The sequence below is a fragment of the Nannocystis punicea genome (assembly GCF_026965555.1).
Taxonomy (GTDB): Bacteria; Myxococcota_A; Polyangia; order Nannocystales; family Nannocystaceae; genus Nannocystis; species Nannocystis punicea.
On sequence record NZ_CP114040.1, the window covers coordinates 11014609 to 11033586 of the forward strand.

16 protein-coding genes are annotated in these 18978 nt (G+C 72.5%); 12 read left to right on the forward strand and 4 right to left on the reverse strand.

Going from position 1 to position 18978, the window contains the following annotated elements:
- Window positions 1-61: 61 nt before the first annotated feature.
- Complete coding sequence (locus O0S08_RS42165; protein WP_269035179.1) at window positions 62-1210, reverse strand: elongation factor Tu; 1149 nt, start codon at window positions 1208-1210, stop codon at window positions 62-64.
- Window positions 1211-1682: 472 nt separating this feature from the next.
- Window positions 1683-2738: a hypothetical protein gene (locus O0S08_RS42170; protein ID WP_269035180.1), complete on the reverse strand. Its 1056-nt coding sequence runs from the start codon at window positions 2736-2738 to the stop codon at window positions 1683-1685.
- A 172-nt stretch (window positions 2739-2910) separates the two neighbouring features.
- Here O0S08_RS42170 and O0S08_RS42175 point away from each other — a divergent pair, with 172 nt between their 5' ends.
- The 8 genes from O0S08_RS42175 (at window position 2911) to O0S08_RS42210 (ending at window position 13849) form a co-directional block, all read left to right on the forward strand.
- Window positions 2911-4521, forward strand: a complete 1611-nt coding sequence (locus O0S08_RS42175; protein ID WP_269035181.1) for a sensor histidine kinase — start codon at window positions 2911-2913, stop codon at window positions 4519-4521.
- Window positions 4522-4536: 15 nt separating this feature from the next.
- Window positions 4537-5331, forward strand: coding sequence for a hypothetical protein (locus O0S08_RS42180; protein ID WP_269035182.1), 795 nt, complete (start codon window positions 4537-4539; stop codon window positions 5329-5331).
- A gap of 165 nt (window positions 5332-5496) precedes the next feature.
- Window positions 5497-6732 (forward strand): beta-aspartyl-peptidase, encoded by a 1236-nt coding sequence (gene iadA / locus O0S08_RS42185; RefSeq protein WP_269035183.1) that lies wholly within the window; start codon window positions 5497-5499, stop codon window positions 6730-6732.
- Complete coding sequence (locus O0S08_RS42190; protein WP_269035184.1) at window positions 6729-7574, forward strand: cyanophycinase; 846 nt, start codon at window positions 6729-6731, stop codon at window positions 7572-7574. The genes iadA and O0S08_RS42190 overlap by 4 nt, the downstream gene beginning before the upstream one ends.
- 76 nt (window positions 7575-7650) lie before the next feature.
- Entirely contained in the window at window positions 7651-10512 is a 2862-nt protein-coding gene (cphA, locus tag O0S08_RS42195; RefSeq protein ID WP_269035185.1) for a cyanophycin synthetase, read from the forward strand.
- Window positions 10513-10533: 21 nt separating this feature from the next.
- Entirely contained in the window at window positions 10534-12540 is a 2007-nt protein-coding gene (locus O0S08_RS42200) for a Mur ligase family protein (RefSeq protein ID WP_269035186.1), read from the forward strand.
- 71 nt (window positions 12541-12611) lie between these two features.
- Window positions 12612-13214: a sigma-70 family RNA polymerase sigma factor gene (locus O0S08_RS42205; protein WP_269035187.1), complete on the forward strand. Its 603-nt coding sequence runs from the start codon at window positions 12612-12614 to the stop codon at window positions 13212-13214.
- 68 nt (window positions 13215-13282) lie between these two features.
- Window positions 13283-13849: a cupin domain-containing protein gene (locus tag O0S08_RS42210; protein ID WP_269035188.1), complete on the forward strand. Its 567-nt coding sequence runs from the start codon at window positions 13283-13285 to the stop codon at window positions 13847-13849.
- 122 nt (window positions 13850-13971) lie between these two features.
- Here the strand turns inward: O0S08_RS42210 and O0S08_RS42215 are convergent, their stop codons facing one another.
- The gene (locus tag O0S08_RS42215; RefSeq protein WP_269035189.1) at window positions 13972-14358 is read right to left on the reverse strand and encodes a globin domain-containing protein; all 387 of its coding nucleotides are present in this window, start codon (window positions 14356-14358) and stop codon (window positions 13972-13974) included.
- A gap of 282 nt (window positions 14359-14640) precedes the next feature.
- Here O0S08_RS42215 and O0S08_RS42220 point away from each other — a divergent pair, with 282 nt between their 5' ends.
- From O0S08_RS42220 to O0S08_RS42230, 3 genes are all read left to right on the forward strand, one after another.
- Window positions 14641-15549: a serine/threonine-protein kinase gene (locus O0S08_RS42220; protein ID WP_269035190.1), complete on the forward strand. Its 909-nt coding sequence runs from the start codon at window positions 14641-14643 to the stop codon at window positions 15547-15549.
- Window positions 15550-15980: 431 nt separating this feature from the next.
- A complete protein-coding gene (locus O0S08_RS42225) occupies window positions 15981-16769 on the forward strand; it encodes a hypothetical protein (protein ID WP_269035191.1) in 789 nt (262 codons plus the stop codon).
- Between the two features lie 50 nt (window positions 16770-16819).
- Complete coding sequence (locus O0S08_RS42230) at window positions 16820-17080, forward strand: hypothetical protein (RefSeq protein WP_269035192.1); 261 nt, start codon at window positions 16820-16822, stop codon at window positions 17078-17080.
- Window positions 17081-17140: 60 nt separating this feature from the next.
- Here O0S08_RS42230 and O0S08_RS42235 read toward each other — a convergent pair whose 3' ends face one another.
- Window positions 17141-17575, reverse strand: a complete 435-nt coding sequence (locus tag O0S08_RS42235) for a DUF2141 domain-containing protein (protein ID WP_269035193.1) — start codon at window positions 17573-17575, stop codon at window positions 17141-17143.
- Between the two features lie 138 nt (window positions 17576-17713).
- On the opposite strand from O0S08_RS42235, the gene O0S08_RS42240 reads away from it, so the two are divergent.
- Window positions 17714-18628 (forward strand): MerR family transcriptional regulator, encoded by a 915-nt coding sequence (locus tag O0S08_RS42240; RefSeq protein ID WP_269035194.1) that lies wholly within the window; start codon window positions 17714-17716, stop codon window positions 18626-18628.
- Window positions 18629-18978 lie beyond the last annotated feature (350 nt).

An 18978-nucleotide genomic window follows, 5' to 3' on the forward strand; every position in this document is an offset into this window, starting at 1 on the left:
TCCTGACGCAACAGCGCCGACCGGTTCGACGAACCGGCCGGCGCTCTTGATTCCGATCAATTCATTCAGCCGCCAGGACCACCCCGGCGCCGACGGTCTTGCCGCCCTCGCGGATGGCGAACTTCATGCCCGGCTCGAACGCCACCGGCTTGCCGAGCTTGAAGCGCACCGTCGCGCGGTCGCCCGGGGTCACCGAGCCGAGTGAGCCGACGTCGAGGATCGCCGTCGAGTCGCAGGCGCCGAAGAAGAACTGCGGCGCGTAGCCGGTGCCGAAGCCGGTGCGGCGGCCGCCCTCCTTTTCGGTGAGCGTGAAGATCTCCGCCGTGCCGGCCGAGTGGGGCCGCATCGAGTCGGGCGCGATCACGACCTGCCCGCGCTCGACCTGGTCGCGGTCCACCCCGCGCAGCAGCATGCCGACGTTGAGCCCCGCGCGGGCCTCCGGGATGTTCTTGTGGAACATCTGGATCCCCGTCACCACCGCCTCGAGCGGGCGGCCGTCGACGCGACCGACCACCTGGATCGTCGTCCCGGGGGTCAGGGTCCCGCGTTCGACGCGGCCGGTCACCACGGTGCCGCGGCCGGCGATCGTGCACACCCCCTCGATCGGCATGAGGAACGGCCCGGCGACGTCGCGCTCGGGCAGGGTCATGCGGTCGAGCTCGGCGAGCAGCGCGAGGATCGATCGCTCGTCCTCGCCCCGCAGCGCCTGCAGGGCCGACCCGCGCACGAACGGGATGCCGTGGTACCCCTGGCGCTCGAGCATCTCCGTGACCTCGAGCTCGACCAGCTCGAGCATCTCGGGGTCGGCGACGTCGACCTTGTTGAGGAACACGACCATCTGCCGCACCCCCACCTGGCGGGCCAGGAGGATGTGCTCGCGCGTCTGCGGCTGCGGCCCCTGGCTGGCGTCGACCAGCAGGATCGCCGCGTCCATCTGCGACGCGCCGGTGATCATGTTCTTGACGTAGTCGGCGTGCCCCGGGCAGTCGATGTGCGCGTAGTGGCGGTTTTCCGTCTCGTACTCGACGTGCGCGGCGTTGATCGTGATCCCGCGCTCCCGCTCCTCGGGGGCGTTGTCGATGTCCTCGAAGGCCCGCGCCTTCGAGCCGAAGTGCGCGGCGCAGACGCGGGTCAGGGCCGCGGTGAGGGTGGTCTTGCCGTGATCGACGTGGCCGATCGTCCCGCAATTCAGGTGGGGCTTGATGCTCATGACATACTCACATCTTCTCCTGGTCCTTCCCAGGCATTACACAATGAGATCCCCTCGGGACTTTCACCCGATGGTCTCGTCAGGCCAATGCATCGCATGTCCCTTCGGACATGCGGTGCATTGAAAACAATGCGAGGCGCCCGCGCGTCACCGCCGATCGCCTGCGCGATCGCGGCCGCGTGCGGCGCCGGCGCTCAGGCGCCGAAAGCCTCGCAGACCGGGTCTGCCACCCGGTCAGAGCACGTCCTGCAGCTCGCCCGGAGCCGCCGCCTCAGGCGCACAACAAGTCCAGGAGCTGCGGCTGCGAGAGCGCGAGCTGCGACTGGAGCGTGATGGTGGCGCGAAGCATGACGGACGGGGAATACCACGACCCCGTCGCCTCGTCAACTATCATCATTTCTTGAATCCGACGACCGCGCCGCCGGGCCGTCGAGCGCGATTGTCGACACCGGCGGGCGCGCCGGTGCTCGGCTCAGAAGCGCATGCCGCCGCCGAACATCACCCCGCCGGTGAAGGTCGGCGCCGCGCCGAAGTTGACGCCGTGCTTGCGCAGCTTGGCCATGCCTGGCGACTCGCGGTGGACGAACATCAGGGTGGTGAAGGCGATCGTCGAAGCCAGGGCGACGCCGCCGAGCACGAGCATGCCGGTGGTCGCCTTGGCCATGTTCTCGCCGCGGGTGCACTGGTTGGCGACGGCGGCGTTGGTCACGCCGTCGCCGAGCGGCGCGCGGGCGTTCCTACAGATGTCCTCGCCCTCGCCGTAGGCGACGTTGTCGTCGGGGTTGTCGTTGTCGTACGAGTCCTCGGCCAGCTGCAGCATCTTCTTGAAGACCGGCCCGTTCGGCTTGCGCCACGCCATGAACAGGCCGATGCCCGCGCCGAACGCCAGCACGGCGATGCTCGCCGACGCCGCCAGGCCGGCCTTCTTCCACTTCGGCTGGTCCTTGTAGCGGCCCCACACCAGCTTCGACTTGCCCGCCTCCGGCTCCGGCTGCGGCTCCGGCTCCGTCTGCGCGGGCTCCGGCTCCGCGACCTTCTCGGCCCCGAGCACGCGCCCGACCAGGTCCTTCGCGGTCGCGTTGACCTGCCCGCCCTCGAGCGCCGACGCCGGGTACTCCGCGGTCACCGACTCCTTCACGCTCGCGCCGCCGACGTCGAGCAGGTTGAGCTGGACCACGTACCCGCCGCCGCTCTTCGCCAGCGACCCGTAGACCATGTTGTCGACGCCGAGCGTGCGCCCGCCCTCGGCCAGGCACTTCGGCGACGGCGGCTCGTCGCAGCCCATCGTCAGCTTGAGCTCCGACAGCGACATGTCGCGCCCGCCCCCGACCCCGCGCGCCGCGAACTCCGCCTGCAGCGCCTTCGTCAGCGCCGCCGCCTTGGCGGGATCGTCGCCCTCGAGCGTGAGGACCGAGCCCTTGCCCGCCACCGGCGCGGCGGCCGCGGTCGTGGGTAGGCTGAGCGACAGGGCGAGCGCCAGCGACAGGGCGGTCGCGGGCTTGGACAGTCGGCGCGGGCGGGGCGACATCGGGGCCCAAACGTCGCACGGGATGCGCCGACAGGGAAGAGGCCCGCGTCATCAGGCCTCCTGCGGCGACCCCGACCGCGCACCGGTTTTCCCACCGGATTTCCCACCGACCGGAGCCATACAGTCGCTTGCCGGTTTTGCCGGCCGCGCCGACACGGCATCATCGCCGCGCGTGCCGCCCGGGCTCCCCCCACCGCCTGCTCCGCCTCTGCGCCTGCGCCACAGCCTCGCCGCGCGGATCACCGCGCTCGTGGTCCTCGTGGTCATCACCAGCGGCGTCACCTCGCTGCTCATCATCCGCGAGCTCCGCGCCCTCAAGGTCAGCTTCGACCTCCTCACCATCATCTACGTCAAGTTCAACCAGGACCTCACCACCGCCTATCGCCAGTCGGTCCGCATCACCACCCACGCCCGCGAGCGCCGCGGCAGCGAGGCCCAGCGCCTCAGCGGAGGCCTCGAGGCCACCCTCGCCGAGGCCTTCGAGACGCGCGCCGAACAGGTCCAGCAGGCCCGCTCGGTGCTCGACAGCGCGATCGCCCACCCCGAGCGGCTCGGCGGCGAGGAGGCCGTCCGCACGCTCCGCGAGTTCCGCGAGGTCCTGAGCCGCCTCGAGGACCTGGCCGCCGCCGCCGCCAACCTGAAGCCCGCCGAGGCGCTGGCCGACGTGCGCAGCGAGAACGAGATCACCGAGCTGTTCCGCCGCCTCGACGAGCAGGTCTCGCGCGCGATCATCGACCTGCAAATTCAGGTCAGCGAGCGCGAGCGCGAAACCGAGCGCACCATCGCCCTGCTGACCGCCGCCACCGGCGTCATGGCGCTCCTGGCGGCTCTGGGCGTGATCTGGACGCTGCGGCCGCTGCGGCGGCTGGCGACCAGCGTGCGCCAGCTCGGCGAAGGCGACTGGGCCCAGCGGGTGGCCGCCCCCGGGGCCCTGCGCGGCGACGAGGTCGGCCGCCTCGCGCTCGAGTTCAACCACATGGCCGAAGCGCTGCAGGAGCGCGAGCGCCGGCTGATCCGGGGCGAACGCCTCGCCGCCGTGGGCCAGCTCGCGGCCCAGGTGACGCACGAGATCCGCAACCCGCTGTCGAGCGTGGCCCTCAACGTCGAGCTGCTCGACGACGAGATCGCCTCTGCGAGCCCCGAGGCGCAGCAGCTGCTGCGCAAGATCACCGCGGAGATCGATCGCCTCACCGCGATCACGGAGGACTACCTCGGGCTGGCGCGGCGCAAGCCGCCGGAGCGCGTGCCGACCGACCTCGCGGCGGAGCTCCACAGCTTGCTCGACTTCATGGGCGAGGAGCTGGCCGGCGCGGGCATCGAGGTCGAGCTCGACGTGCCCGGGCCCGCGTGGGTGCTGGGCGACGCGGGGCAGCTGCGGCAGCTGTTCATGAACCTGCTGCGCAACGCCCGGGAGGCGCTGGTCGGCAGCCGCGGCGGGGCCGCCGACGACGTGAGCGACCTCGGCGATCTCTCCTCGGACCTCGCGCGGACCCCGAGGATCGCCGTGCGGCTGCGCCAGGGCGCGGGCGTCGTGCGCGTCACCGTCGAGGACAACGGCCCCGGCCTGCCGGTCGCCGACGTCGACAAGGTGTTCGAGGCGTTCTTCACGGCCAAGCCGCAGGGCACGGGCCTCGGGCTGTCGATCGTCCAGCAGCTGGTGCAGGACCACGAGGGCAGCGTCCGCGTCGCCGCCACCGGCCCCGCGGGGACCGCCTTCGAGGTCCAGATCCCGGCTTGCGCTCCTCCGCCCCCCTCCGTATCCTCGGCGGGCGCACCTGATTAAGGCCGCACTCCGCCCATGCCCATCCGCTCGCTCGTCGCCTCCGCCCTGTTCGCCGTGGTCGCCTCGCTCGGCTGCAACTTCATCATGAACCCCGACGGCGACGGCGTGTTCCGCTGCGACAACCCGGGCGACTGCGACGCCCCGCTGCGCGAAGCGCTGGCCGACAACCGCGGGCAGTCGCGCTGCGCCGCCGACGGCGGCGGCGGCGGCGGCTTCACCCAGAGCCAGGACAACAAGGTCTGCAGCGTCCTCGACAAGGAGGACGTCGACTGCAACCCGGCCCCGTACCCCGCGGACGACAACATCCCGGTGGCCAAGGCCTGGAACGACGCGATCGCCCAGGCGGGCGCCTACTCCTGCGCCCAGGAGCAGTACGGCAGCGCCGGCTGCCCGCCCAACGGCAGCGCCTGCAACGAGGGCCTCGAGGTCCGCACCTACCAGACCCTGAGCGGCGACGCCGACAACCCGGAGCCGACCGAGGCCAAGGTGTGCGCGCCGAAGGGCGTCGACGCGGTCGGGGGCAACAGCGCCGTGCGCGGCTTCGACGTGCTCGACCAGCACTGCCGCTCCTACTTCTGCGACGACGCGTTCGTGTGCAACCGCGGCACCGGCACCAGCAGCGGCTGGCGTTGCGTCCGCTGCGACCCCGACAAGGCCTACGGCAACGGCGGCTGCGGCACCATGTTCCTCCAGGGCGCCCCCTCGACGGTCTACACCAGCGACCTCGGCGGCGACGCCTGCGAGGAGGAGGCCTCGCCCGACAAGACCGACTTCGGCCCGGTCGTGAAGGCCCCCGTCCCGAACCCCTGAGCCGCGGCCCCGCGCCCCTCGGCGCCCCCCTCCCGGCGCCCGACCGTCGGCGTCCCCGCCCGCAGACCAGCGCTTTCGGACATGTCCCTCTCGACATGTCCTTTGTCGCAGCCGCCTCCGCAGAGCCTTCCCGGCCCCGTCGCGCTCGGCTAGACTCGCCGGTCGATGGCCGGACCCTCTGGTGGTACTGACGGACATGTCCCTTCGGCCAGCCCGGGCGCGCCGCCCCTGCTGCAGCTGCTCCGCGGGGCCGAGGTGTTCGCCCCGGCGCCGCTCGGCGTGTGCGACGTCCTGCTCGCGGCCGGCAAGATCGCCGCGATCGCCCGCGAGCTGCCGGCCATCGCCCCCGAGCTGTGCAGCGTCCACGACCTCCGCGGCGCGCGGCTGATCCCCGGCCTCATCGACGCCCACGTCCACCTCGTCGGCGGCGGCGGCGAGGCCGGCCCGAGCACCCGCGTCCCGCCGGTCAGCCTCACCCAGCTCACGCGCGCCGGCATCACCACCGTCGTCGGCGTCCTCGGCACCGACGGCACCACCCGCACCGTCGCCGACCTCGTCGCGCGCACCCTCGGCCTGCGCGACGAGGGCCTGTCGGCCTGGTGCTACACCGGCAGCTACGAGCTCCCGGTGCCCACCCTGACCGGCAGCGTGCGCCGCGACCTCGTGTTCGTCGACCCGATCATCGGCGTCGGCGAGCTCGCCCTGTCCGACCACCGCTCCTCGCAGCCGACCCTCGACGAGCTGCTGCGGGTCGCCGCCGACGTCCACGTCGGCGGCATGATGTCCGGCAAGGCCGGCATCGTGCACCTGCACATGGGCGACGGCCTGCGCGGCCTCGACCTCGTGCGCCGGGCCCTCGACCTGAGCGAGCTGCCGCCGCGGGTGTTCCATCCGACCCACGTCAACCGCAACCGCCGGCTGTTCGTCGAGGCGGGCGAGTTGGTCGCGCGCGGCTGCAGCGTCGACGTCACCGCCTTCCCGCCCGAAGATGACCCCGGGGACAGCCTCTACGCCGCCGACGCGATCGACCGCTGGATCGCGCAGGGCTTGCCGGTAAGCCGGCTCACATGTTCGTCGGACGGGGCCGGCTGCATGCCGGTGTTCGACGGTCACGGGCACATCTGCGCCATGGACGTCGGGCGGCCGACCACCCTCAGCGACACCCTGACCGAGCTGTTGGCGCGCGGACAGCAGCTCGCCACCGTCCTGCCGATCTTCACCACCAATGTGGCCGACCTCCTGCGACTGCCGCACAAGGGCAGGCTCACCGCGGGGGCCGACGCCGACCTCGTCGTCCTCGACGACCACGGTCACATCGCCGGCGTGATCGCCCGCGGACGATGGCTGATCCAGGGCGGCCAAACAGTGGTATGCGGGCCCTTCGAGAGGTCTGCCTCGTGAGCCCAGCACGCATCGAAGAGCACCACAGCCGCGGGTGGATCGTCCCCGTCGGCGGCGCTGAAGAGAAGGAGCAGGACCCGGTCATCCTCCGCCGCTTCGTCGAGGTCAGCGGCGGAGCGGGCGCCCGGATCGCCGTCATTCCCACCGCCTCTCGCCTGCCCGACACCGGGTCGCGCTACGAGAAGATCTTCCGCCAGCTGGGCGCCCACAGCGCTCGCGCCCTGCCGTTCGAGACCCGCGCCGACGCCGAGCGCGAGGACTGGCTCGGCATCCTCGAGCAGGCCACCGGCGTCTTCTTCACCGGCGGCAACCAGCTGCAGCTCAGCACGATCCTCGGCGGCACCCCCGTCGCCAAGGCCATTCGTCGGCTCAACGCCCGCGGCGTCACCGTCGGCGGCACGTCCGCCGGCGCCGCAATTCTCTCGGAGCACATGATCGCCTTCGGCCAGGGGGGCGCGACCCCCAAGGCCGGGCTCGCATCGCTGGCGCCGGGCTTCGGCCTGACCAACCGCGTCGTCATCGACCAGCACTTCCGCCAGCGCGACCGTCTGGGCAGACTGCTGTCGGTCCTCGCCTTCAACCCCTTCGCCGTCGGCATCGGCCTCGACGAAGACACCGCCGCCTTCCTCGGCCCCGACGACGTCATGCACGTCGACGGCGCCGGCGCCATCACCCTGGTCGACGTCGCCAACCTCGAGCATTCGTCGATGGCCTTCGCAAAACCTGGCCAGCCCATCTGTTTGACGGGCATCAAGCTGCATATCCTCACCAAGGGCGCGCGCTACAACTTCGTCACCCGCGAGGCCGTCCCGCCGCTGCCGCCGCCCGACGACGACGACTGACAGACCCCGCCTCGCGGCGCCTTGCCTCTTTTCCCCGCCTCGCGGCGGTCCTCGACAACCTGACCCAAGGGACATCATGCAGATCCTCGAGCGTCGCGTCTACCGCGGTCCCAACCTCTACGCCCACTTCCCGGTCATCCGGATGAACATCGACCTCGGCGAGCTGGAGCAGTGGCCGAGCGCGACGATCCCGGGCTTCGTCGACGGGCTGCTCGAGGCGCTGCCGACCCTGCAGCAGCACACCTGCTCGTACGGCGACGCGGGAGGGTTCGTCCGCCGCCTGCGCGAGGACAGCGGCACCTGGCTCGGCCACGTGCTCGAGCACGTCGCCATCGAGATCCAGGTGCTCACGGGGGCCAAGGTCAGCTTCGGCAAGACGCGCAGCACCGGCGCCACCGGCCAGTACTACGTCGTCTACGAGTACGAGGAGGAGCGCGTCGGCGAGGCCGCCAGCGACCTCGCGCTCGACCTCCTGCACTCGCTCTTGCCCGACGGCTTCGAGGGCCGCAAGAGCGTGCCCGCCGGCTTCGACTTCAAGTCCCGCCTCGAGGACCTGATCGCCTTCGCGCAGAAGCGTCAGTTCGGCCCGTCGACGGCCTCGCTGGTGCGGGCGGCCGAGCGGCGCGACATCCCGTGGATCCGCCTCAACGATCAATCGCTGGTGCAGTTCGGCCACGGCCGCTACCAGAAGCGGATCCGGGCCACGGTCACCTCCGAGACGCGGCACATCGCCGTCGAGATCGCCAGCGACAAGGAGGAGACCAACAAGATCCTCGGCGACCTCGGCCTGCCCGTCCCGCGCCAGCACCTCGTGCGCAACGCCGACCGCGCGGTCGCGGCCGCCAACCGCCTCGGCTACCCCGTGGTCGTCAAGCCGCTCGACGCCAACCACGGCCGCGGCGTCTCGATCGACCTGCAGAGCGAGGCCGCGGTGCGAGCCGCCTTCGACAAGGCGCAGGAGCACTCCAACAGCGTCATCGTCGAGACCTACATCCCCGGCTTCGACCACCGCATGTTGGTCGTCGCCGGCGAGCTGATCGCGGTCGCCAAGCGGGTCCCGGGCCACATCGTCGGCGACGGCGAGCGGACCATCGCCCAGCTGATCGAGCAGGTGAACAGCGACCCGCGCCGCGGCATCGGCCACGAGAAGGTGCTGACGCGCATCGAGCTCGACTACCAGGCCCGGCGCCTGCTCGAGCTCAAGGGCTACAGCGCCGAGACCGTCCCCGCCGCCGGCGAGGAGGTCTACCTGCGCAGCACCGGCAACCTCAGCACCGGCGGCACCGCGATCGACCTGACCGACGTGTGCCACCACGACAACCGCGAGATGGCGGTGCGGGCGGCCAAGGCGATCGGCCTCGACATCTGCGGCATCGACTTCATCACCCCCGACATCACCCGCAGTCATCGCGAGGTCGGCGGCGGGATCTGCGAGGTCAACGCTGCTCCGGGCTTCCGCATGCACGTCGCCCCGACCGAGGGCACCCCGCGCGACGTCGCCGGCCCGGTGATGGACATGCTGTTCCCGCCGGGCACGCCGAGCCGGATCCCGATCGCCGCGGTCACCGGCACCAACGGCAAGACCACCGTCTGCCGCATGATCGCCCACATCCACAAGATGTCCGGCGCCACCGTCGGCCTGTGCACCACCGACGGCGTCTACATCGACGGCGAGCGCACGGTGGTCGGCGACATGACCGGCCCGGTCGCCGCGCAGATGGTCCTGCGCGATCCGCTGGTCGACCTCGCCGTCCTCGAGACCGCGCGCGGCGGCCTCTTGCGCGCCGGCATGGGCTATCGCGCCTGCAACGTCGGCGCGGTCCTCAACGTCACCTCCGATCACCTCGGCCTCGGCGGCATCGACAACCTCGACCAGCTGGCCGAGCTCAAGCGGATCGTCGTCGAGGTCGCGCGCGACTGCGCCGTCCTCAACGCCGACGACGAGCACTGCCTGCGCATGGCCGACTACACCCAGGCCACGCGGATCGGCTACGTCACGACCAGCCCCAAGCACGACCTCGTGCGCCGGCACATCCGCGCCGGCGGCCTCGCGGTCGTGCTCGAGGAGGGCATCAACGGCGACATGATCACCGTCTACGACCGCGGCTCGCACATCCCGCTGCTGTGGACGCACCTGATCCCCGCCACCCTCGAGGGCAAGGCGCTGCACAACGTGCAGAACGCGATGTTCGCCACCTGCGTCGCCTACGCGATGGGCGTCAAGCTCGAGAACATCCGCCAGGGCCTGCGCACCTTCGACAGCACCTACTTCCAGGCGCCCGGCCGGCTCAACGTCTTCGAAGAGCTGCCGTTCAAGGTCATCCTCGACTACGGCCACAACCCGGCGGCGGTGCGGGCCATGGCGAGCCTGGTGTCGCGGCTCGACGTCAAGGGCAAGCGGGTCTGCGTGCTGGCGGCCCCCGGCGACCGGCGCGACGCCGACATCGCCGAGATCGCGCGCCACGCCGCGCCGGCGTTCGACCAGTTCATCATCCGTCAGGACGACGGCCTGCGCGGCCGCGCCTCCGGCGAGGTCGCCGACCTGCTGCGCGCGGGCCTGCTCCAGGCCGGCGTCGCCGAGGACAAGATCCAGATCATCCTCGACGAGCAGCGCTCGATCGACACCGCGCTGGCCGCCTGCGACCAGGGCGACCTGCTGCTGATCTTCGGCGACAACATCTCGCGCTGCTGGAAGCAGATCGTCCGCTTCCGCGAGGACCGCTTCGCCCCGGCGAACCGCGCCGTCGCCACCTCGAGCGTCGGCCAGCTCGCCGTCGGCCTGCCCAGCAACCCCACCGGTCACCTCGCGGGGCAGCCCGCCGGCCTCACCGGCCCGGTCAACGACGACCGCCCGCTCGAGGCCCATCCGGCGCCCGCCGGCGTGGTCGAGGACGCCCGCGGCGTCCGCCTCGCCCGCGAGACCGGGAGCGAGGACTGACCTGACCCGAGGGACAGCACCATGCGCCTCCTCGACGCCCGCCGGCTGACCGGGGTCAACCTCGACCTGGACGGCCCGGGCGCGATCGCCGAGGTCGAGTTCGACGCCCGCGACGACGTCGCGCGGGCGATCGCCGTGTGGCAGGACGCGGTCGCGCAGGCGGCCCGCTTGCTCGGCTGGGACGCGCCCACGGTCGTGCGCCGGTGGACCGGCGATCGCGGCGCGGCGCTGGTGTTCCCGGCCCCGCCCGACGCCCTGTACGTCGCGGTCGACGTCACCGAGTGGGCCGTCGAGTGCGCCGCGCGGACCCTGGGCGGCGAGCCCCCGCGCGCGCTCGACGAGTTCGCGGCCGACCTGCTCGCCGCCCGCGAGCGCGAGCGCCTGGCCGTCCTGCCCGCCCTGCAGGCCGCCGCCGAGGCCCACTGCGTGCCGCTGCTGCTCGACGACGACCACCTCTCGCTCGGCGAGGGCGCCGCGTCGCGCACCTGGCCGCGGGCCCTCGCGCCGGCGCCCGAGGATGTCCCCTGGGACAGCCTGAGGCCGATCCCCGTCGCGCTCGTCACCGGCACCAACGGCAAGACCACCACCGCGCGCCTGCTGGCGCGGATCGCCCGCACCGCCGGACATGTCCCCGGGAACACCTCCACCGACGGCCTCGTCGTCGCCGAGCAGCTGGTCGAAGCCGGCGACTGGACCGGCCCCGGCGCGGCGCGGATCGTCCTCCGCGACCCGCGGGTGACCCTCGCGGTGCTCGAGGTCGCCCGCGGCGGGATCCTCCGCCGCGGCCTCGCGGTCGACCGCTGCGACGCCGCCTGCATCACCAACGTCTCGGCCGACCACCTCGGCGAGCACGGCATCGACGACCTCGACGCCATGGCCCGCGTCAAGGCCGTCGTCACCCGCGTGGTCGCCCCCCACGGCCGCATCGTCCTCGGCGCCGACACCCCGGCCGCCGTGCCACCTGTCTCTTCGGGCATGCCCTCGACGACCTTGCCGATCGGCCAGGTCCCCGAGGACATGTCCTCGAAGACGCTCGAGGCAGGCTCCGCCTCGCCCGCCGCACTTTCGCACGTCGACGCCGGGCTCTCCGCGCCCGCGGGCGATGCCCTCGCCACCTCCCCCTCCCCCGGCGCTCCGCTCGACTCACCCACCGGCCCCGCGCTCGCCGCCTCGCACGCCGCGGCCGCGCCGACCGATTCACCTGTCCTTTCGGACATCCCGGCCAACCCCCTGCTGGCCCTGCCCGCGGAGGCGTTCCCGGCGCCGGTCGTGTGGTTCTCGCGCGACCCGCAGCACCCGCAGCTGCTGCGCCACCGCGCGGCCGGCGGCGAGGTGTGGTTCGTCTCGACCGCGGGCGAGCTCACCCGCGGCCGCGGCGGCGAGCCCGACGTCGCGCTCGTGCCGATCGACGAGCTACCGTTCTGCTTCGGCGGCGCCGCCACGCACAACGTCGCCAACGCGCTGGCCGCCGCGGCGCTGGCGGCCGCGCTGGGCCTGCCGGACGAGGCCATCGCGGCCGGCCTGCGCAGCTTCGTCGACAACCCGGGCCGCGCGCAGCTGGTGCGGCTCGACCACGCCAAGCTGTTCCTCGACTTCGCCCACAACCCCGCGGGCATCGCCGGGCTCGCGCCGCTGCTCGCGCAGATCCGCGCCGGCGCGCGTCTGCTGGTCAGCCTCGGCATCGCCGGCGACCGGCGCGACGACGACATCCGCGACATCGCGCGCGCGGTCGCCTCTCTGGGGCCCGACCTGGTGCTGACCCGCGACCTCGAGCACTACCTGCGCGGACGGAGCCCGGGCGAGGTCCCAGCGCTGCTCGAGCAGAGCTTCGCCGGGCTCGGGATCGCATGCGAGCGCGTCGAGAGTGAGGTCGCGGCGATCCGCCGCGGCCTGGAGTGGGCGCGGCCGGGCGACGTGATCGCGATCCTCGTCCACGTCGACCGCGACGAGGTCTGGGCCGAGCTGCGCGCGCGTGGGGTCACACCCGAGTCCGGTCGGGATCGATCCGGGCACCCCGGACCGGCGTAAGAGCGTGACTGCCTCGCACGCTCGCCATGCTTGACGCGCACGCATACGCCCGAGCATATAGTCCAGCACCCGTGTCACGGCTGGGCCCAAGCTCGCCCCCCGGTCCTTCGGGCCCGCGAACCGAGCGCAGCGACGTCGAACTCCTCGCCGCCATGGCGTGCGGCGACAGCGACTCGCTCGGCGACCTGCACGACCGCTACGCCGGCCTCCTCCTGGCCACGGCGATCCGGATCCTCGGCAACCGCCGCGAGGCCGAGGACCTCGTGCACGACGTGCTGATGGAGGTCTGGCAGAAGTGCACCGACTACGACCCCGAGCGCGGCAGCGTGCGCACGTGGATCCTCGTCCGGCTGCGCAGCCGTGCCCTCGACCGCTGCCGCCGGGCCGGCCGCTTCCGCGTCGAGACCCTCGAGGGGCGCGACCTCGACGACCTCGGCCAGGCCGGCGGCGACGAGCCCGGCCAGAGCCTCGACCACGCTCGCGTGCGCCGCGCACTGCTCGAGCTGCCGGCGGCGCAGCGCCAGGTGCTCGAGCTGGCCTACTTCGACGGCCTGTCGGCCAGCGAGATCGCCGAGCGACTCGCCGTTCCGATCGGCACCGTCAAGTCGCGGACCGCCGCCGGCCTCGCCAAGCTGCGCGCCGCCCTTCATGCTGAAGACAGGGGGGACCGATGACCGGCCGCGACCGCGAAGACCCGCCGCCGGACTCCCAGCCCCGGCTGCAGGAGGATGGCCTGAAGGACATGCCCCTTTGGGCAGCCGAGGAAGACATGCCGGACGCCGCCGTCGCCGAGGCCTTCACCGCCCTCTCGCTCGCCCTGTCGCCGACTCCGGCGGCCGCCGGCGGCCGCGCGCGCCTGCTCGCCGCGGCGACGACGCCCGCGGCCCGCTTCAGCCCGTTCGTCGCCCGCCTGGCGCGTCTCCTCGACGTCGCCCACGAGCGCGTCCGCCAGCTGCTCGTCAGCCTCACGCGTCCGGACGCGTGGGAGCACGTGCTGCCCAGCGTCGAGCTGTTCCACCTCGAGGGCGGTCCGGCCACCGTCGGCGCCGACGTCGGGTTCGTCCGCGTCGCCGCCGGCGCCCACTTCCCGCACCACCGCCACCTCGGCGACGAGCACGTGCTCGTGCTGCAGGGCGGCTTCGTCGAGGACGACGGCACCGTCGTCCGCGCCGGCGCCAGCTGCTTCCGCGCGGCCGACACCGCCCACAGCCTCACCGCCCTGCCCGAGCAGGACCTCCTGTACGCGGTGGTGGTCTTCGGCGTCGAGTTCCCCGGCCTGCCCCCGCGCCCCGAGCCGCCTGCCCCATAGAACATGTCCTCTCGGACATGCCTCGGCACATGTCCCTTAAAACATGTCGCCGAAGCCATCTCCTGTGCTTCGCGCTCCCGGGCGTCGCCCCGGACCTGGGGCGGCCGCCCCCCGACGGCGCTCTAGCCGCTGTTCCTCAGGAAGGTGGCGGTGTCGGCGAAGAACCCCCGCAGCGTCGCCGTCGCCCCCGGCTCGAGCTGGACCTCGGCGAGCGCGGCCTCCATCAGCGCGACCCAGCGATCGCGGGCGCGCTGGTCGAGCTTGAACGGCATGTGCCTGGCCCGCAGCCGCGGATGGCCCCGCTGCGCGATGTAGCGCTGCGGCCCGCCGAATCGACCGACCAGGAAGTCGCGCAGGCGGGCCTCGGCCCCGACCATGTCGTGACGCGGGTACATCGGTCCGAGGATGTCGTCGTCGGACACACGGCGGTAAAAGGCCGCCACCAGCCGCGCAAAGCCCTCTTCGCCGATCCGGGCATAGATCTCGTCTTCCGGCGCCAGCTCGCTCATCGGCCGCAGTGTGCCACGAGCGCACGCCGCATCATGCGTCGCGCACCGTGAGACAGGTGCGAAGCCCCCTGCGCCGCCGGGCCGATCGCCGTGAGCACCGCCATCGGCCGCGTGAACAAACCCCGGGCCGCGCCCACCCGGAAGTTCGCCGGATCGCGGTGTCCCCGGCCCGGCGGGCTCGACCTGTCCCAAGGGAGGGGCTGGCCGTCCGCGGCGGGCGCCCCGCCCCTCCTGCGTCGAGTTCTCCCGCGTGCGACGGACCCCGTGGTAGCCTGGAGGCAGGTGCAGAGCCTGGTGCAGGACGAAGAGGACACCCTCGAAACGGGCACTCTCGTCGCGACCTACTTCCGCGTGCTCGAGTTCATCGGCCCCGCCAACTTCGGCGAGCTTTACCGCGGCGAGCACATCCAGATGGGCAGCCGCTGCGCCGTGCGGGTGCTGAGCCCGCAGTGGAAGAGCCTCGTGCGCGGCGACGAGGACGTCGACCGCTTCCGCCGCATGGCCCGCGCCGCCAGCGACACCTCGCACCCCAACATCGCGCAGGTGTTCGACGGCGGCCGGCTGGCCGACGGCCGCCTGTTCCTCGTCACCGAGCTGCTGGTCGGCCGCAGCCTCTTCGAAGAAGTCTCCGAGCGGCGCTACCTGCCGGTCCTGCGGGCCGCGCGGATCCTCCGCGACGTCGCCCGGGCCGTGCGCGCCGCCCACAACGCCGGCCAGGTCCACCGCGACCTCAAGGCCGAGAACATCATGCTCGTGCCGCTGCCCGACGGCGACGGCGAGGCCGTGCAGGTGCTCGACTTCGGCATCGCCGCCTGGGCCGAGGCCGAGGCGCGCAAGCAGAACCCCGGCGCCTTCGTCGCCACGCCCGAGTACATGGCCCCCGAGCAAGTCCTGGGCAAGCCCGCCAGCCCGCTGTTCGACATCTACGCCATGGGCGTGATGCTGTTCGAGGCCCTCGTCGGCGAGACCCCGTTCTCCGGCAACCCGCAGACGCTGATGAAGGCCAAGGTGTCCCGCCCCGCGCCCGCGCTCGCCAGCAAGCTGCCCGGCATGCCGCGCCGCCTGAGCGAGCTGGTCGACGATTGCCTCCACACGGACCCGGCCCTGCGCCCCCAGAGCGCCAACGAGTTCGTGGTCCGCATCGAGGAGATCCTCCGCACCTTGAACCGCACCTCGGGACCGCAGACATGAGCCCGCGGGCCGCCGCCGGCCGCCCCGCTCCCCCTGTCCCGAAGCACATGTTCAATGGGGCCTGTCCTCCCGGACCTGCCCTCGAGGCCAGCCCCACGCGCCCCGCCGAGACCCGATTCGCGCCCCTCGTCGCGTCTCGCCTCGCGCACCTTGCCGCGTCGCTCACCCCGCCTCGAATCGCGCCCCCCGCCCCCTCGCTCGTCCCGCCTCGAATCGCGTCCTCCGCCCCCTCGCTCCCCTCGCCTCCTCTCGCGCACTCCGCCGTCTCGCTCGTCCCGCCTCGAATCGCGCCCCCCGCGTATCGCTTCGCTCTCGCGATCCTTCTGTCCCTCGGGGCATGTTCTTCGAGCCCTGTCCCTTCCGACAGCCCCGGCGCCGGCAGCCCCGCGGTCGCCCCGGTCGCCGCCGCCGGCGAGTGCCCCGAGTTCACCGTGGCGCCGAGCCCCGGCGCGCTCACCCCCCCGGAGATCGTCGAGGCCTCGGGCCTGGCCGCCAGCCGGCGCAACCCCGGCGTCCTGTGGACCCACAACGACTCCGACGCGAACGGCCCCCTCGTCTACGCCTTCGCGGTCGACGGCGCGCGCTACCTCGGCCGCTGGCGCCTCGACGGCGCCGAGGTCCATGACTGGGAGGACATGGCCCTCGGGCCAGGCAAGGACGGCAGCGACGCCCTCTACATCGGCGACATCGGCGACAACCTGCGCAAGCGGCCGGACGTCGTCGTCTACCGCGTCGCCGAGCCGACCGTCGACCTCGCCGCCGCCGCCGCCGAGCACCGCTTACCCGGCGTCGAGCGGCTCGTCTTCACCTACCCGGGCGGCCAGGCCCACAACGCCGAGACCTTGCTCGTCGACCCTGTCCGCGGGGACATGTGCATCGTCACCAAGGGCCGCGGCGGCGCCTCGGTGTTCTGCGCCGCCGCTCCGCTGAGCTCGGGCGAGCTCAAGGCCGCCGGCGAGCTCGGCGCGCTCGGCCTCGCCACCGGCGGCGCAGTCAGCCGCGACGGCACTCTGGTCGCCGTCCGCACCTACCTCGCCGCCCGCCTGTGGCGCCGCGATCCGGCCCGCCCGCTCGCCGAGGCGTTCCGCGGCCCCGACTGCGACCTCTCGATGGCGCTCGAGCGCCAGGGCGAGGCCTTCACCTTCGCCGCCGAAGGCGACGGCTACTACACAATCAGCGAAGGCCTCGCCCCGACCCTGCACGCCTACGCGCCCCGCTGAGCCGGACACCGACGCGGCCACTACGTCCGCACCCAGCGGCATCGCGCCGCATGAGCCGTCCACGGACCACCCGCAACACCGCCGCGAAGTCGGACGATGATGCTCGCGCTGTCGAGCAGCTCCTGCGCCGACACCAGGAGCTCGCACACATCCGCGTCCGGCATCGCGCCCCGCTCATCACCCGCGAGTCCGGCCCCGCCGACGATCCGGGCCGCGTCGCCGCCAACTTGTGGCAGCTGGAGATGGCTACCCCCACCGGCCGCTGGGAACCAACTCCCTTCCGCGCCGCCGCGACGAGCTCCTCGGGATGACCGCGTCTTGACTTCGCGTCCCCCACCGCCGACGAGCGACGCCCTCTCGCTGCTCTTCAACTACAAATACAGGATCGTCACTCGCTGCACTGTCCCGTCGGCGCCGATGTTGAACTTCGCGTCGCGGTACTTCGGCGGCCCGAGCCGGCCCTTCGCGTTGTTCGAGGCCGCGTACCCCTCCTTGGGCATCCCCACCCAGTTCGTGTCCATCGCGTTGTTGCCGTTCTCGTCGTGCACGATCGCAAACGCGTACTCGCCGGAAGGCAGCGGCAGGTCGATGCGCGCCTGCCCGGCGGAGACCTTCGCCACCGCCGTCTTCCACGCCTTGTTCGGCTCGCCGGGGAAGCCGTCGGCGCCGCGGAACAGCGCCAGCAACACCTGCCCGTCGTCGCTGCGGAACCCGCTCATCCGGATCGACAGCTCGCTCTCCCCTCCCGCCGGAGCCGCGGCGACGAGGAGCGCGAGGATGCACGTGAGCGAGCTTTGTGCCAGCATGACGGACCACGATCGCAGGCAGGGGAGGGTCGCTGCAAGCGGTTGCAGGCCGCCCTGGATCGCAGTATACAAGCTTTGCGGAGAGTTGCGAGCAACCTTCCGCAAGCCCTGAACCTGTCGACCGAGTTCCGCGACCTCGTGAGTACCGGAAGATATCGCATTCAGTCGGTGGCCGAGATGACCGGTGTGTCCGCGGCCACACTCCGCGCCTGGGAGCGGCGCTACGGCCTCCCCGCCCCGCGCCGCTCTTCGTCGGCGTATCGGCTCTACAGCGACCGCGACGTCGAGCGGATCCGCCGCGTGCGTGAGCTGTGCGAGGCGGGCATGGCGCCGTCCGAGGCCGCGCGCAGCGTGCTGGCGAGCGACGACGAGAGCGCCGTGGCCGCCCGCGTCGAGGCCGACAACGATGAGCTCGCAGTGCAGCGGATCCTCGAGGCAGTCGACCACTTCGACCCCGACCGCATCGAGGCCGCAGTGAAGAGCTCCCTGTTCCTCGGCCCGGCCGTCACCCTGTTCGAGCGCGTGTTCAGCCCGGCGCTGGTGCAGATCGGCGAGCGCTGGGCCCAGGGCAGCGTCAGCGTCGCCCAGGAGCACCTGGCCGCCGAGATCCTCGGCAACACCATGCGCTTCCTGCTGCGCCTGGTGCAGCCCGAGCGCGCGCGCCGGCAGGTCGTCCTGGCCTGCTTCGCCGACGAGGAGCACACCGGCCCGCTCTACGGCGTCGGCCTGCGCCTGGCGACCTGGAGCATCAAGACGATCGTCCTCGGCGCCCGCACCCCGCCCGACGCAGTGCGCCACATGATCGACGAGCTGCGCCCCGACATCGTCGGCCTGTCCGCCACCGTCACCCCCGCCCCCGATCGCCTGCAAACCCTCCTCGACGGCTACGCCGAGGCCTGCGGCCCGACCCCGTGGATCGTCGGCGGCCTCGCCTCCGAAGCCATGCGCGAGCCCCTCGTCGCCCGCGGCGGCCACGTCGCCCCGACCGCCAAGGAGCGCCTCCACGAGCTGATCCAGAAGCTCTGCCCGCTCGACCCGACCGCCGGCGAGTGATCGTTCTCCGGGACAACCTCTGTCCTCGAGAGCATGTCCATTGAAACACCTCCAAGAGGACATGTCCTCGAAGTCATGCCACCGGCGGCTGCTCGACGCTCGCGGCGCTGAACCTGTGCCCTCGTGCCGGAGCTCGCCTCTCGCACGCGCGGACTTGCTGCCGCCGCTGCTCGTCTCTCGCGCCCGCTGAACCAGCCGACGCTCGTCTCTCGCACTCGCCGACTTGCACGGCCGCGCCGCGCTCATCGCTCTTACTCGCTGAATGTGCCGCCGCGCCGTTGTCCGTCGCTCGCACTGCTGATCCTGGGCCGCCGCGCCGCTTCCCGTCGCTCGCACTGCTGATCCTGCGC